The sequence below is a fragment of the Aquamicrobium sp. genome, from assembly GCF_023954335.1.
GTDB lineage: Bacteria > Pseudomonadota > Alphaproteobacteria > Rhizobiales > Rhizobiaceae > Aerobium.
This window is the reverse complement of record NZ_JAMLIE010000004.1, coordinates 142,416-156,408: the sequence shown is the minus strand read 5'-3', so window position 1 is coordinate 156,408 and position 13,993 is coordinate 142,416. Positions and strand designations below refer to the sequence as shown.

The 13,993-nt window shown below is 68.3% G+C and carries 9 protein-coding genes; 6 read left to right on the top strand and 3 right to left on the bottom strand.

What is annotated here, in order from left to right; translation table 11 throughout:
* Nucleotides 1-2: 2 nt before the first annotated feature.
* The 5 genes from M9945_RS20345 to M9945_RS20325 all read left to right on the top strand — a co-directional run bounded on the left by M9945_RS20345 (nt 3) and on the right by M9945_RS20325 (nt 8,368).
* Nucleotides 3-1,967: a MacB family efflux pump subunit gene (locus M9945_RS20345; protein ID WP_367945985.1), complete on the top strand. Its 1,965-nt coding sequence runs from the start codon at nt 3-5 to the stop codon at nt 1,965-1,967.
* A gap of 177 nt (nt 1,968-2,144) precedes the next feature.
* Nucleotides 2,145-3,179 carry an ABC transporter substrate-binding protein gene (locus M9945_RS20340; RefSeq protein ID WP_367945984.1) on the top strand — a complete coding sequence of 345 codons (1,035 nt, stop codon included), beginning with the start codon at nt 2,145-2,147 and terminating at the stop codon, nt 3,177-3,179.
* Between the two features lie 86 nt (nt 3,180-3,265).
* Nucleotides 3,266-4,294 (top strand): ABC transporter ATP-binding protein, encoded by a 1,029-nt coding sequence (locus tag M9945_RS20335; protein ID WP_367945983.1) that lies wholly within the window; start codon nt 3,266-3,268, stop codon nt 4,292-4,294.
* Nucleotides 4,291-5,976, top strand: coding sequence for an ABC transporter permease subunit (locus tag M9945_RS20330; protein ID WP_367945982.1), 1,686 nt, complete (start codon nt 4,291-4,293; stop codon nt 5,974-5,976). Before M9945_RS20335 ends, M9945_RS20330 begins: the two co-directional genes overlap by 4 nt.
* 55 nt (nt 5,977-6,031) lie before the next feature.
* A complete protein-coding gene (locus M9945_RS20325) occupies nt 6,032-8,368 on the top strand; it encodes a Tex family protein (protein ID WP_367945981.1) in 2,337 nt (778 codons plus the stop codon).
* Nucleotides 8,369-8,562: 194 nt separating this feature from the next.
* Here the strand turns inward: M9945_RS20325 and M9945_RS20320 are convergent, their stop codons facing one another.
* A complete protein-coding gene (locus M9945_RS20320) occupies nt 8,563-9,582 on the bottom strand; it encodes a 1-aminocyclopropane-1-carboxylate deaminase (protein WP_367945980.1) in 1,020 nt (339 codons plus the stop codon).
* A 150-nt stretch (nt 9,583-9,732) separates the two neighbouring features.
* Here M9945_RS20320 and M9945_RS20315 point away from each other — a divergent pair, with 150 nt between their 5' ends.
* Complete coding sequence (locus M9945_RS20315) at nt 9,733-10,209, top strand: Lrp/AsnC family transcriptional regulator (protein WP_367945979.1); 477 nt, start codon at nt 9,733-9,735, stop codon at nt 10,207-10,209.
* Between the two features lie 35 nt (nt 10,210-10,244).
* On the opposite strand, the gene M9945_RS20310 is transcribed toward M9945_RS20315, so the two are convergent.
* Nucleotides 10,245-10,838, bottom strand: a complete 594-nt coding sequence (locus M9945_RS20310; RefSeq protein WP_367928708.1) for a hypothetical protein — start codon at nt 10,836-10,838, stop codon at nt 10,245-10,247.
* Between the two features lie 188 nt (nt 10,839-11,026).
* On the bottom strand, nt 11,027-13,939 hold the full coding sequence (gene ileS, locus M9945_RS20305) for an isoleucine--tRNA ligase (RefSeq protein ID WP_367945978.1): 2,913 nt from the start codon (nt 13,937-13,939) through the stop codon (nt 11,027-11,029).
* Nucleotides 13,940-13,993: the final 54 nt, after the last annotated feature.

Here is a 13,993-nt window from a genome sequence, read left to right as displayed (position 1 = left end):
CGATGGCTTCGCCGCTGATCGCGCTGAAGGACATCAGGCGCGAATATCCTTCGGGCGAGGGCACCATCGCCGTGCTCAAGGATATCGACCTCGCCATCGGCGCCGGCGAGATGGTCGCCATCGTCGGCGCCTCGGGCTCCGGCAAGTCGACGCTGATGAACATTATCGGCTGCCTCGACCGGCCGACCTCGGGCAGCTACCGCATCGACGGGCAGGAGACGGCCGAGCTCGACGCCGACGAGCTGGCCGCGCTGAGGCGCGAGCGGTTCGGCTTCATCTTCCAGCGCTACAACCTTCTCGCCGAGCTGTCCGCGCTCGCCAATGTCGAGATCCCGGCCGTCTATGCCGGGCGCACGCCGGCCACCCGCCGCGAGCGCGCCGCCGCGCTCCTCGGCCGGCTCGGCATGAGCGACCGCACCCATCACCGGCCGGGCCAGCTCTCCGGCGGCCAGCAGCAGCGCGTCTCCATCGCCCGGGCGCTGATGAACGACGCCCACGTCATCCTGGCCGACGAGCCGACCGGCGCGCTCGACAGCCACAGCGGCGAGGAGGTGCTGCGCATCCTCGACGAGCTGCACGCCGAGGGGCGCACCGTCGTCATCGTCACCCACGACATGAAGATCGCCTCGCGCGCCGGGCGCATCATCGAGATCAGCGACGGCGTCATCGTCTCCGACACGCGAAACGAACGCGCGCCCGCGCCCGCGGCTGCGCCGGACGACCACTCCGAGGCGGCCGGGCGGCAGGGGTTCTTCGCGGGCTTCGGCAACCGCTTCCGCGAATCCTTCCGCATGGCGCTGGTCGCCATGGCCGCGCACCGGCTGCGCACGTTCCTGACCATGCTCGGCATCATCATCGGCATCGCCTCGGTGGTGTCGGTGGTGGCGCTGGGCGAGGGCTCGCGCCAGCGGGTCCTGGAGAACATCTCCAATCTCGGCACCAACACGCTGCAGATCTTCGCCGGCACCAGCTTCGGCGACACCCGCTCCGGGCGCATCACCACGCTCGTCGTCGGCGACGCCGAGGCGCTGGCGCGCCAGTCCTACGTCGCCGCCGTCACGCCGACGGTGCAGACGTCGACCGTCGCGCGCTTCGGCGCCATCGAGGCCAACGCCCAGGTCAACGGCGTCGGCGAGCAGTATTTCGACGCGGCCGGCGTCACGCTTCTCGAGGGCCGCTTCTTCGACGCCGAGGCGGTGCGCGCGATGGCGCAGGATGCGGTGATCGACGAGAACACGCGCAACACGCTGTTCCCCGATTCCGCCGCCCGGCCGCTCGGGCAGGCCGTGCTCGCCGGCACCGTGCCGCTGCGCATCGTCGGCGTCGTCCGGGCCAGCCAGGGCGGTCCGGGCGGCGGGGGACAGAACCTCACCATCCACGCGCCCTACACCACGGTGCAGGCGCGCTTCCTCGGCTCGATGTCGCTGCGCTCGATCACGGTCCGCGTCGCCGACGACGTCGACACGGGCCTTGCCGAGCAGGCCGTCACCGACTTCCTGACCCAACGCCACGGGGTCAAGGACTTCTTCATCGTCAACACCGATGACATCCGCCAGACCATCACCTCGACGACCCAGACCATGCGGCTCCTGATCTCGGCCATCGCCGTCATCTCGCTGATCGTCGGCGGCATCGGGGTGATGAACATCATGCTGGTCTCGGTGTCCGAGCGCGTGGCGGAGATCGGCGTGCGCATGGCGGTCGGCGCGCGCCAGTCCGACATCATGCAGCAGTTCCTGATCGAGGCGGTGCTGGTGTGCCTGATCGGCGGCATCCTCGGCGTCACCGCCGCGCTCGCCTTCGGCGTCGTCTTCACCGCCTTCGGCTCGTCCTTCAGCCTCGTCTACTCGACGGCATCGATCGTGGCCGCGGTCCTGTGCTCCAGCCTGATCGGCGTCGGCTTCGGCTTCCTGCCCGCCCGCAGCGCCTCCCAGCTCGACCCGGTCGTGGCGCTGTCCAAGGGCTAGCGCGCGCCCGGCAGGCATGTCCTTAGCCGGCATCGCACCGGATTTTGCGCGCCACCGGCTTGTCCGGCTTTCCCTGCATGACATAGAGTGTCATAAAACCGTTACCGGAAAACGGGAGAAGGCCGGCGTCCGCCCTCGGACGATCCGGTAAACAATCAGGGGCACAGGGAGCCATTCATGACCGACACCAAGAATTCCGCCCGCAGCATGGTGCGCGCCGCGCTGGCCGGACTGGCCTTTTCCACGGCCATCGGCCTTTCCGCCGCCCATGCCGATGCCATCACGGTCTACACCTCCTACGAGGAGGACGAGATCGCGGCCTTCCTCGACAAGGCCAAGGCGGACCTGCCCGACCTCGACGTCAACGTGCTGCGCCTGTCGACCGGCGACCTGCACGCGCGCATCCTCGCCGAGGCCTCCAACCCGCAGCATGACGTGATCTGGGGCTGGGCCGTCACCTCGATGATCGATCCGCGCATCGGCGAGCTGCTGGAAGCGTACCAGCCGGCCGGGATCGACCGCATCGCCGAGCAGTTCCGCGACAAGGACGGCAAGTGGTTCGCCACGACCGGCTACATGGCCGCCTTCTGCGTCAACAACGAGGTTTTGGCCAACAAGAACCTGCCGATGCCGACCTCCTGGGCCGACCTCACCAACCCGGTCTACAAGGGCGAGGTGGTGATGCCGAACCCGGCGTCCTCGGGCACCGGCTACCTGATGATCGCCTCTATCATCCAGATGATGGGCGAGGAGAAGGGCTGGCAGTACCTGAAGGACCTCGACGGCAACATCGCCCAGTACATCAAGAGCGGCTCGCGCCCCTGCAACGCGGCGAGCGAGGGCGAGTTCGCCATCGGCGCCTCGTTCGCGCTGCGCGCGATCAAGAACATCGACGAGGGATATCCGATCACCATGGTCATCCCCGCCGAGGGCGCCGGCAACGAGCTGGAGGCCAACGCGCTGATGGCCGGCTCCAAGAACAAGGACGCCGCCAAGCGCTTCCTCGACTGGACCGTGTCCGAGAACGCGGTGAACGAGTACTACAACTGGAAGGAAATCGTCACCGCCAAGGGCGGCGCGATGCCGGAGAAGTTCAAGGCCGCCGGCCTGCCGGAGGACATCGCCTCGGTGATGTGGAACATGGACTTCGCCTGGTCGGCCGAGAACCGCGGCCCGGTGCTGGAGCGCTGGCAGCGCGAGCTCGAGCGCTAGGCTCCGACGTTCCGACAAACAGGCCGGATGCGGCGCTTGCCGCCGCGTCCGGCCGTTCTCTTACAGGCAGCCCCCGGGAAAATGGTGTGACGCTCGCTCTGACCCATGTGACGAAGCGCTTCGGCAACACGGTTGCGCTCGACGACATTTCGCTGACCGTCGAACGCGGCGAGTTCATCTGCTTCCTCGGGCCGTCCGGCTGCGGCAAGACCACGCTCCTGCGCATCGTCGCCGGCCTAGAGCTGGCCGAGGAGGGCACGGTCACGCTCGACGGGCGCGACCTTTCCGAGACGCCGGCGCGCAACCGCAATTTCGGCGTCGTCTTCCAGTCCTATTCGCTGTTCCCCAACATGACGGCGGCGCGCAATGTCGGCTACGGCCTCGAATGCCGCAAGCGCCCGCGCGCCGAGATCGAGGCGCGCGCCGCCGAGATGCTGCGCATCGTCGCCCTGTCCGACCATGCCCACAAGCTGCCGTCGCAGCTTTCCGGCGGCCAGCAGCAGCGCGTCGCGCTGGCCCGCGCGCTGGCGCCCGACCCGGACGTGCTGCTGCTCGACGAGCCGCTGTCGGCGCTCGACGCCAAGGTGCGCGAGAGCCTGCGCCTCGAGATCCGCGACCTCCAGAAGCGGCTCGGCATCACCACGATCATGGTGACGCACGACCAGGAGGAGGCGCTGACCATGGCCGACCGCATCGTGGTCATGGACACCGGCCACATCGCCCAGGTCGGCACCGCGCGCGAGCTCTACGACCGCCCGGCCTCGAAATTCGTCGCCGAGTTCATCGGCCGCATGAACGTGCTGCCGCTCGACGGCGGCCGGTTCGCCGGCCGTCCGGTCGCGCTCCCCGAGGAGCGGCAGGGCGTGAAACTGATCGGCATCCGGCCGGAGGACGTGCGCCTCCATGCCGGCGCTGCGGCGGCCGGCGACGGCTTCCTGCCGGCCAGGCTGCGCAACATCATCTATCTCGGCAACCTCGCCCATCTGGTGCTCGACGTCGAGGGCGCGGACAACGACATCGTCGCCGAGATTCCCGGCCACGCCTTCCGCGAGCTGGCCAACGCCCCGCAGATCGCGGTCGAGCTGCCGCGCGAAACCATCAAAGTGCTCGAATGAGCGTCGCCACCGCAGACCGGACGGTCGCGGCAGGCCGTCGAAGGAAGAATCGCGGCGGGCTGGCGCGGATGCTGCCGGCCGTCATCGTCGGCATCCCGCTCATCCTGTTCGTGCTCTATCCGCTGGCCCACATCCTCGGGCGCTCGTTCTCGACGCCGTCCGGGTTCGGCCTCGCCAACTATGCGGCGATGCTCGGCAATGAGCGGTTCCTGCGCATCACCTGGAACTCGTTCGCCGTCACCTTCGTCAGCGCGGGCTTGGCCATCGTCTTCGCCTATGCCTTCGCTTACGCCGTCCAGCGCTCGACCATGCCGCTGCGCAACCTCTTCCGGCTGATCGCGGTGCTGCCGCTGTTCGCGCCGTCGCTGGTGCAGGCGCAGGGCCTCGTGCTGCTGTTCGGCCGCAACGGCCTCATCAACCGCACTTTCGGCCTCGGCATCGACCTCTACGGCTACTGGGGCATCGTCATCGCCTCGGTGCTCTACGTCTTCCCCTACGCCTTCCTGATCCTGTCGGCCGCGCTCGCCGTCGCCGACGCGCGCATCTACGAGAGCGCGGAGATGCTCGGCGCCTCGAAGTGGCGCGCCTTCCGCACGGTGACGCTGCCGGCGACGCGCTACGGCCTCGCCGCGGCGATCTTCGTCTGCTTCACCCTCGTCATCACCGATTTCGGCAACCCGATGGTCATCGGCGGCGACTACACGGTGCTCGCCTCCGAGGTCTACAACCAGGTCATCGGCCAGGCCAATTTCGAGATGGGCACCGTGATCGGCATGGTGCTGCTCATCCCGGCGGCGCTCGCCGCCATCGTCGAGAAGCGCGTCAGCGCCAAGCAGTTCTCGCTGATCAACGAGCATTCCAAGCCGCTGATCCCGCAGAAGGACCGGCTGCGCGACCGCGCGCTGCTCACCGTGGCGGTGCTGATCTCGGCGGCGATCCTGTCGATCGTGTTCGTCGTCGTCTTCGCCTCCTTCGTGCATCTGTGGCCGTACCGGATGACCTTCTCGCTGCGCCACTACGCCTTCGACGTCCAGAACGGCATCCAGCCGCTGTGGAACTCGATCTACGTCTCGGTGATGGCGGCGGGGATCGGCGTCGCCGCGGTGACGGCGGCGGCCTATGTGATCGAGAAGTTCCCGTCGCCGGCGACGCGCGCGCTCTACTTCCTGTCGATCCTGCCGGCGGCGGTGCCGGGCATGGTGCTCGGGCTCGGCTACATCCTCGCCTTCAACAATCCCGCGAACCCGGTCTACGCCATCTACGGCACGCTGGTGATCATCGCCGTCGCCAACGTCTACTACTACCACGCCCACGGCTTCCTGATCTCGGGAACCTCGATGAAGCAGATCAGCGGCCGCTTCGACGAGGCCTCGGCCACGCTGGGCGGCAGCCGGGCGCAGACCTTCGCCAAGGTGACGCTGCCGCTGCTGTTCCCGACGCTGATCGGCATCGCGGTGTTCTTCTTCATGCGCTCGATGGTGACGCTGTCGGCGGTGATCTTCCTGATCACGCCGAACACGCAGATGGCGGCCGTTTCCGTGCTCTATCTCCAGGATCGCGGCGCGACCAACCAGGCGGCGGCCTTCTCGGTCTGCATCATCGCCACCATCATGGTCGTGCTGCTCGCGGTGCGGCTGCTCCTCAACGCCATGGGCCACAGGAACGTGTCGCTGATCCGGTAGGAACGCCGGCGCAAACGCCCTATGGTGCCGGCCCCGTCCCGATTCCGTGAGAACCATGGCCGCAGACATCGAACATCTCGCCACCCGCATCGCCGAGGAGATCGGCGCGAAGCCGCAGCAGGCAAAGGCCGCGATCGGGCTTCTCGACGAAGGCTCGACCGTGCCGTTCATCGCCCGCTACCGCAAGGAGGTGACGGGCGGGCTCGACGACACCCAGCTTCGCCTGCTCTCCGAGCGGCTCGCCTATCTGCGCGAGCTGGAGGCGCGGCGCGACACGATCCTCAACTCCATCCGCGAGCAGGGCAAGCTGACGCCGGAGCTGGAAGCCTCGATCGCGAGCGCCCCGACCAAGGCCGAGCTCGAGGACATCTACCTGCCCTACAAGCCGAAGCGCCGGACCAAGGCGCAGATCGCCATCGAGCGCGGCCTCGAGCCGCTGGCCGAAGCCATCCTTGCGACCCGCGCCGCCGACCCGGCCGAGCTGGCCGCCGCCTATGTGGCCGGGGAGGTGCCGGACGCGAAGGCGGCGCTGGAAGGCGCGCGCGACATCCTCGCCGAGCGGTTCGCCGAGAACGCCGAGCTGATCGGCCGGCTGCGCGCCCATATGAAGGAGCGCGCCGTGCTGCGCGCCCGCGTGCTCGACGGCAAAGAGGAGGCCGGCGCGAAGTTCTCCGACTATTTCGACCACACCGAGCGTTGGGCGAGCGTGCCGAGCCATCGCGCCCTCGCCATGCTGCGCGGCCGCAACGAGGACGTGCTGGCGCTGGAGCTGGAGGTCGACGCCGACGACACCTCGCCGGTCAAGCCGGTGGTGCGGACGATCGCCGCCGCCTACGGGATCGGCGCGAGCCTGCCGGGCGACCGCTGGCTGATGGAGGTGGCCGGCTGGGCGTGGCGGGTGAAGCTGTCGCTCCACCTGTCGCTCGACCTGATGCGCGACCTGCGCGAGCGCGCCGACGAGGAGGCGATCGACGTTTTCGCCCGCAACCTGAAGGACCTCTTGCTCGCCGCCCCGGCCGGCTCGCGCCCGACCATGGGGCTCGATCCCGGCATCCGCACCGGCGTCAAGGTCGCGGTGGTCGACGGCACCGGCAAGCTCCTCGCGACGACCACGGTCTATCCTTTCCCGCCGCGCAACGACGTGCGCGGCGCGCAGGGCGAGCTCGCCATGCTGATCGCCAGGCACCGCGTCGAGCTCGTCGCCATCGGCAACGGCACCGGCAGCCGCGAGACGGAGCGGCTGGTGGCTGACATGTTGTCCGACATGCCGAATGATCAGTCACGACCCAAGCCGCTGAAGGTGATCGTCTCGGAGGCCGGCGCGTCGGTCTATTCGGCGTCGGAGACGGCGGCGGCCGAGTTTCCCGGCCTCGACGTGTCGCTGCGCGGGGCCGTCTCCATCGCGCGGCGCCTGCAGGACCCGCTGGCCGAGCTGGTCAAGATCGAGCCGAAGTCGATCGGCGTCGGCCAGTACCAGCACGACGTCGACCAGTATCGCCTCGCCCGCGCGCTCGACGCTGTGGTCGAGGACGCGGTCAATGCGGTCGGCGTCGACCTGAACACCGCCTCCGCGCCGTTGCTGGCGCGCGTGTCGGGCCTCGGCGCGTCGCTGGCCGAGGCCATCGTCGCCCATCGCGACCTGAACGGCCCGTTCAGGAGCCGCAAGGCGCTTCTGGAGGTGGCCCGGCTCGGCCAGCGCACCTTCGAGCAAAGCGCCGGCTTCCTGCGCATCCGCGACGGAGACGAGCCGCTCGACGCCTCGGCCGTCCACCCCGAAGCCTACGGCGTGGCGCGCCGGATCGTCGCCGCCTGCGGCCGCGACGTGCGCACGCTGATGGGCGACAGCGCGGCGCTGAAGGCGCTCGACCCGCGCGTCTTCGCCGACGAGCGGTTCGGCCTGCCGACCGTGCGCGACATCATCGCCGAGCTGGACAAGCCCGGCCGCGACCCGCGCCCGGCCTTCCGCACCGCGACCTTCGCCGACGGCATCGACGACATCAAGGACCTGAAGCCCGGCATGCTGCTCGAAGGCACCGTGACCAACGTCGCCGCCTTCGGCGCGTTCGTCGACATCGGGGTGCATCAGGACGGGCTCGTCCACGTCTCGCAACTCGCCGACCGCTTCGTCAAGGACGCGCACGAGGTGGTCAAGGCCGGCGACGTGGTCAAGGTGCGCGTGGTCGAGGTCGACGTGAAGCGCAAACGCATCGGCCTGTCGATGCGCAAGGACGGCGCGCCAGCACCGAGGCAGGGCGAGCGTCCCGGCGGCAACAAGCCTGCGCATGCCGCGCCCGGCAACCGGGGGGCGCAGAGCCGCACGGGCCAGCCGCGCGACGGCGGCGGGCAGGGCGCGCTGGGTGCGGCGCTCGCGGCGGCGATGAAGACGAAATAGACGGAGCGAGAACCCGCAGCCTTCCGCGCCGCCCTCATCCGGCCCTTCGGGCCACCTTCTCCCCGTGAAGGGGGAGAAGGAAGAAGCGGCAAGGTCACGGCAGTCTCTCCTCTCCCCGCTTGCGGGGAGAGGATGCCGGCAGGCAGGTGAGGGGCGGCGCCAAAGGGGTGCGAGTATGCCGCCCCCGGCAAACCTCACCCCTCGCGATAATAGTAGCTGTAGCCGTTGAGCGCCGGCGCGCCGCCGAGATGGGCGTAGAGCACGCGCGAGCCCTCGGGGAAGAAGCCCTTCTTCGTCAGGTCGATCAGCCCCTGCATCGACTTCCCCTCATAGACCGGGTCCGTGATCATCGCCTCGGTGCGGGCGGCGAGGCGGATCGCCTCGTTGGTCTCCTCCGACGGCACGCCATAGGCCGGATAGGCATAGTCGGGATTGATGACGATCTCGTCTTCGCGCACCTTGCGGCCGAGGCCGACCAGCTCGGCGGTGTTGTCGACGATCTGGCGCACCTGCGCCCGCGTCTGGTCGAGCGTGCCGGAGGCGTCGATGCCTATCACCCGGTCGGCGCGGTTCTGCGCGGCGAAGCCGACGATCATGCCGCCCTGCGTCGAGCCGGTGACGACGCAGACGACGATGTAGTCGAACCTGAAGCCGAGTTCTTCTTCCTGCTCAGCCACTTCCTCGGCGAAGCCGACATAGCCGAGCGCGCCATATTTGTGGACCGAGGCGCCGGCGGGGATCGGATAGGGCTTGCCGCCCGCGTCCTTGACCGACTGGATCGCGTCTTCCCAGCTCTTGCGGATGCCGATGTCGAAGCCGTCGTCGACGAGGCGCGAATCCGCGCCCATCAGCCGGGTCATCAGGATGTTGCCGACGCGGTCGTAGACGGCGTCGTAATGCGGCACCCATTTCTCCTGGATGACGACGCACTTCATGCCGATCTTGGCGGCGGTCGCCGCGACCATGCGGGTGTGGTTGGACTGGACGCCGCCGATGGAGACCAGCGTGTCGGCTCCCGACGCGATGGCGTCGGGCACGATGTATTCGAGCTTGCGCAGCTTGTTGCCGCCCATGGCGAGGCCGGAATTGCAGTCGTCGCGCTTGGCGTAGATCTCGACCTTGCCACCGAGCGCGGCCGAAAGGCGCGGCAGGTGCTCGATCGGCGTGACGCCGAAGGTGAGGGGGTAGCGTTCGAATTTTTCGAGCAGCGACATCGGCCGATTTCTCCCGTGAGTGGCTGGTTATCCAGTCGCAACGATAGGAGAATTTCGATGAAAGGTGCTCTCGAATTCGGCCTGCAAAGCTTTCGAACTCCACGTATGATCGGGCAGAGCGGTGTTCTGAAGGTAGGAAAAATGGAAATCGTGAAAGATTCTTCCGCGCAGGCTCTGGACCGCACGGACCTTAAAATCCTGCGCGCCCTGCAGGGCGACGGCCGGCTGACCAATGCCGAGCTGGCGGCGCGGGTCAATGTCAGCCCGGCCACCTGCCACCGCCGCACGCAGCGCCTGTTCGACGAGGGGTTCATCACCGGGGTCAAGGCGCAGGTCGCGCCGGCGGCGGTTGGGCTCGGCGCGCTGGTCATGGTCGGTGTGGTGCTCGACCGCTCGACGCCGGAAAGCTTCGGCGCGTTCGAGGGCGCGGTGGCCGGGATGAAGGAGGTGCTGGACTGCAACCTCGTCGCCGGTGATTTCGACTATCTCATCAAGGTGCGCGTGCGCGACATGGCGGATTTCAACCGGCTGCACACACGCCAGCTCATCGCGCTGCCCGGCGTGCGCCAGATCCGCACCTTCTTCGTCATCAAGGAAGTCAAGGAGAACGAGCCGCTGTCGTTCTGACCGGGGTTACGCCCCGCGGCTACGCTTTTGTCACGTCACCAGGGCAGGAGGTCGCGCCAGGACGACTTGCCGGCGGCCTTCTGGCCGCGCTTCTGCTTCTTCCACTCGTCCTCGCCGAGATCGTCGGCCGCGGCGGTGGCGTTCGGCACGCGGTACTCGACCGGCGGCTCGGACAGGTACTTGCGCTCGTTGGCGCTGCCCTGGTTGGCCTCGCGCTTGCGGCGCAGGAACTCCTGACGCTGCTCCTTGGTCATCTCGGGGGTCTGGCTGGTGACGATGCCGCTCATGACGATCGGCGAGCGGTAATTCGGGTTGTCCTGGTTGGCGGTGGCCTCGGCGCGCAGGCGCGCGCGGCGCTGCTCGGGCGATTCCGGCCAGGCTGAATTGTCGGCGGTGACGAGGTCGCGCTGCGGCTCGGGCAGGACTTCCAGCGAGGCGGGGCGCACCAGCTCCGGCCTCGGCTTGTAGGCGATCTCCGATTCGCGGCCGCGGCCGGTAAGCCCCTCGGTGGAGACGACGCCGGTGACGTCCTCGAAAAGCTGCTGGCCGGCGGTCTTGTCGGTGCCGTAGGTGGGCGAGCTCATGCAGCCGGACAAGAGCGCGGCGGCGCAGACGGCGGATACGCCCACGAAAAGCGGCGCACGGCCACGCGGCAAACTGCGATCTGTCTTCACTGCGAACTGCCTCTCACAATCGGGCGACAACGCGCCGAACGCATTTCTTGTCGCCGGACATTCCGGCGACAAGATGGCCGGCGGCATCATGGCATCCGGCCGCCGCGCTTTTACCGCAAACGGCCGTTCCGGGCAATGTCGGCCTAAAGGCGGCCCAGCGCCCGCAATTCACGCAGCGCCGCCGCGTCGCGCGCGGAGACCTCCGGGAACTCGGGATCAGAGCCGACATCGTCTGTATAACGCCAAGACCGGGCGCATTTGCGGCCCGAGGCCGGCGCCGGCACGACGGCCACGCCCTTCACGTCGTCGAGCGCGAACGCGCCCTGCGGCGCGGCCGTGCCCTGGATCGAGATACCGCTGGTGATGCAGATCTCGGCCATGTCGACATCGGCGACGGCCTCGCGCAGCGCGGCGTCGGCGATGTGAACAACCGGAGCGGCCTCCAGCGACGAGCCGATGCGCTTCTCGCGCCGCTCGATCTCCAGCGCCCCGGTGACGACGCGGCGCACGGCGCGGACCTTGCGCCACTTGGCGGCGAGCGCCTCGTCGCGCCACTCGGCCGGGATGTCGGAAAACTGCTCGAGATGCACCGAGACCGCCTCCGGGTAGCGGTCGAGCCAGGCTTCCTCGGTGGTGAAGGGCAGCATCGGCGCCAGCCACTTGACGAGGTTGTCGAACAGGCGGCGCACGACGACGAGCGCGGCCTTGCGCTTCAGGCTCGACGGCGCGTCGCAGTAGAGCGCGTCCTTGCGTACGTCGAAGTAGAACGCCGACAACTCGACCACCATGAAGTCGATCAGCGTGCGGGTGACGCGCTTGAAGTCGAAGGCGTCGTAGCCCCTGCGCACCACCTCGTCGAGCTCGGCGAGACGGTGCAGCATCAGCCGCTCCAGCTCCGGCATCTCGGAGAGCGCGACCTCCTCGCCCTCGTCATGGGCGAGCGTGCCGAGCATCCAGCGGATGGTGTTGCGCAGCTTGCGGTAGGCGTCGATGTTGGTCTGGAGGATGTTCTTGCCGAGCCGCTGGTCCTCCCAGTAGTCGGTCGTCATCACCCACAGGCGCAATATGTCGGCGCCGGATTTGGCCATCACCTCCTGCGGCACCACAACGTTGCCGAGCGACTTCGACATCTTGCGGCCGTCCTCGTCCATGGTGAAGCCATGGGTGATGACGGCGTCGTAGGGCGCGCGCCCGCGCGTGCCGCAGCTTTCCAGCAGCGACGAATGGAACCAGCCGCGATGCTGGTCCGTGCCTTCGAGGTAGACGTCGGCCGGCCATTTCAGGTCCGGCCGGTCCTCCAGCGTGAAGGTGTGGGTGGAGCCGGAATCGAACCACACGTCGAGGATGTCCGTGACCATTTTCCACGGCTCGTTGGCGCGGCCGCCGAGGAAGCGTTCGCGCGCGCCGTCCGCGAACCAGGCGTCGGCGCCCTCTTCCTCGAAGGCCTCGAGGATGCGGGTGTTGACCGCCTCGTCCTTCAGCACCTCGCCGTCCTCGTCGACGAAGACGGCGATGGGCACGCCCCACGCCCTCTGGCGGGAAAGCACCCAGTCGGGCCGGTCCTCGATCATGGCGCGCAGGCGCGTCTGCCCGGCGGACGGCACGAAGCGGGTGTCGTCGATGGCCTTGAGCGCGCGGCTGCGCAGCGTCGTGCCGTCGCCCAGCTCCTTGTCCATGTAGACGAACCATTGCGGCGTGTTGCGGAAGATCACCGGCTTCTTCGAGCGCCAGGAATGCGGGTACTGGTGCTTGAGCCTGCAGCGCGCGAACAGCGCGTTCTTTTCGATCAGCGCGTCGATGACGGCCTTGTTGGCATCGCCCTTCTTGCCGTTGTCGTCGATGACGCGCGCGGCCCCGCCCTCGCGGTCCGGGCCGAAGCCGGGCGCGTCCTTCGTCAGGAAGCCGGCGTCGTCGACGGTGAAGGGGATCGCCGTGTCGATGCCGCGCGCGGCAAGGTCGCGGCCGGCGTCCATCCACGCATCGAAGTCCTCGCGGCCGTGGCCGGGCGCGGTGTGGACGAAGCCGGTGCCGGCGTCGTCGGTGACGTGATCGCCCGCCAGCATCGGCACGGTGAAGCCGTAGCCGCCGCCAAAACCCTTCAACGGGTGGGAAAGCGCGAGCGCGGCAAGCTCGTCGGCCTTCACGTCGCGCAGGCGCCTGTAGGCGAGCTTGGCCTTGGCGAAGGAGTCTTCCGCGAGCGCGTCGGCGAAGATCAGCTTCTCGCCGGCCTGCGGGCCGAATTCGTTCTGCGCCTCCGTCACCTCGAAAAGTCCGTAGGCGATGCGCGGCGACCAGGCGACGGCGCGATTGCCGGGGATCGTCCACGGCGTCGTCGTCCAGATGACGACATGCGCGTCGGCCAGATCGCCGGACGCGCCGAGCACCGGGAACTTCACCCAGATCGTGTCGCTCTCGTAGTCGTGGTATTCGACCTCGGCCTCGGCCAGCGCCGTGCGCTCGACCACCGACCACATCACGGGCTTCGAGCCGCGATAGAGCTGGCCGGACATGGCGAACTTCATCAGCTCGCCGGCGATGCGCGCCTCGGCGTGGAAGGCCATCGTCGTGTAGGGATTGTCGAAATCGCCCTCGACGCCGAGGCGCTGGAACTCCTCGGTCTGGACCCTGATCCAGTGCTGGGCGAAGTCGCGGCATTCCCTGCGGAACTCGTTGACCGGCACCTCGTCCTTGTTCTTGCCCCTGGCGCGGTACTGCTCCTCGATCTTCCACTCGATCGGCAGGCCGTGGCAGTCCCAGCCCGGCACGTAGTTGGAGTCGAAGCCGCGCATCTGGAACGAGCGGGTGATGACGTCTTTCAGGATCTTGTTCAGCGCGTGGCCGATATGGATGTTGCCGTTGGCATAGGGCGGCCCGTCATGCAGCACGTAGAGCGGGCGCCCTGCGGCGCTTTCGCGCAGCTTCCTGTAAAGCTTCATCTCCTGCCAGCGCTTGACCAGCGCCGGCTCCTTCTCGGGCAGCCCGGCGCGCATCGGGAATTCGGTCTGCGGCAGATAGAGCGTCTTGGAATAGTCGATCTTGTCGGCGGTGTCGGTCATGGTCTCGTCGCATCGTCGGCCCGGTCGGCTGACCCGCCGGGCGAGGCTTCGTTC

What these genes read in the sequence shown, in the direction of transcription:
- M9945_RS20345 (WP_367945985.1), top strand. Translation starts at nt 3, where the DNA reads ATGGCTTCGCCGCTGATCGCGCTGAAGGACATCAGGCGCGAATATCCT.
- M9945_RS20340 (WP_367945984.1), top strand. Translation starts at nt 2,145, where the DNA reads ATGACCGACACCAAGAATTCCGCCCGCAGCATGGTGCGCGCCGCGCTG.
- M9945_RS20330 (WP_367945982.1), top strand. Translation starts at nt 4,291, where the DNA reads ATGAGCGTCGCCACCGCAGACCGGACGGTCGCGGCAGGCCGTCGAAGG.
- M9945_RS20325 (WP_367945981.1), top strand. Translation starts at nt 6,032, where the DNA reads ATGGCCGCAGACATCGAACATCTCGCCACCCGCATCGCCGAGGAGATC.
- M9945_RS20320 (WP_367945980.1), bottom strand. Translation starts at nt 9,582, where the DNA reads ATGTCGCTGCTCGAAAAATTCGAACGCTACCCCCTCACCTTCGGCGTC.
- ileS (WP_367945978.1), bottom strand. Translation starts at nt 13,939, where the DNA reads ATGACCGACACCGCCGACAAGATCGACTATTCCAAGACGCTCTATCTG.